At 57.4% G+C, this 761-nt stretch carries 1 protein-coding gene; it reads right to left on the bottom strand.

All coding sequences use genetic code 11. The annotated features are described in order from the left end of the window. Window positions 1-761: phage portal protein (locus Q1A69_RS20045; RefSeq protein ID WP_299589674.1), on the bottom strand; the 761-nt coding region annotated here is incomplete at both ends.

The following is a 761-nucleotide window of genomic DNA, read 5'->3' on the forward strand; positions in this document are numbered from 1 at the left end:
TGCTGCGGGCTGACCAGCACGTTTTCCAGCAGGGTTTCATCGGCGCTGGCTTCGTGGGAGGGATTAATCCAGGGCATCACCGGGGTAATAAAATCGACGTGCAGTAGGGTTTCCGGGTCCACATCTGCGGGCACTTGAAAGGCGTCTGCCAGTAAACCCATTTGCACCCAGCGCCGGGTGACCGGCTCCACGATCTCCTCGCAGAATTCCAGGCTGAGGGTTTCGTAGTTGGCCCACTGCTCCACCAGTTCCTGCCGCTGCGCGCTATAAGTCCCGTTGTAGTTTTTGCTGATGCTGCTAAAGCTGGCCATGGTGCCGGCGGCGGCCATGCGGTGCATGGTTTCTAAAAACGGGGTTAGCAGACCGCTGGGGCGATTACTTTGGAGGGTGCCGACAGATTCGCCGGGGCGGAGATCGTCATAGATGGCGCCGGCACGGATATCCAGGGTGCGGTTTCCATCCTCATCATAAGAATCAGCGTCATAAGTATCAGGGCTGCCCTTCTGGATAAAACCCACCATGGCCGAGGCAATCTTGGCGGCGACACGCTCGTTTTCTTCATAGTCTTTAATATCGTTGAGGCGATTCATGACCGCGGCAAAGATGGAAACTCCACGGGTTTGGTGCAGGCGGCGCACAAATTTCAGGTGCTCGATATGGTCGGCGCTGTGGCGCCTGCGTTTCATACGCCAGTTCAGTGAGGCGCCGGGGTGCTCGTCGTACAGCCAAAAACCTTTGGCTTCGCCCCAGGCGGATTTTTC

The organism is uncultured Microbulbifer sp., assembly GCF_947498635.1.
Taxonomy (GTDB): Bacteria; Pseudomonadota; Gammaproteobacteria; order Pseudomonadales; family Cellvibrionaceae; genus Microbulbifer; species Microbulbifer echini.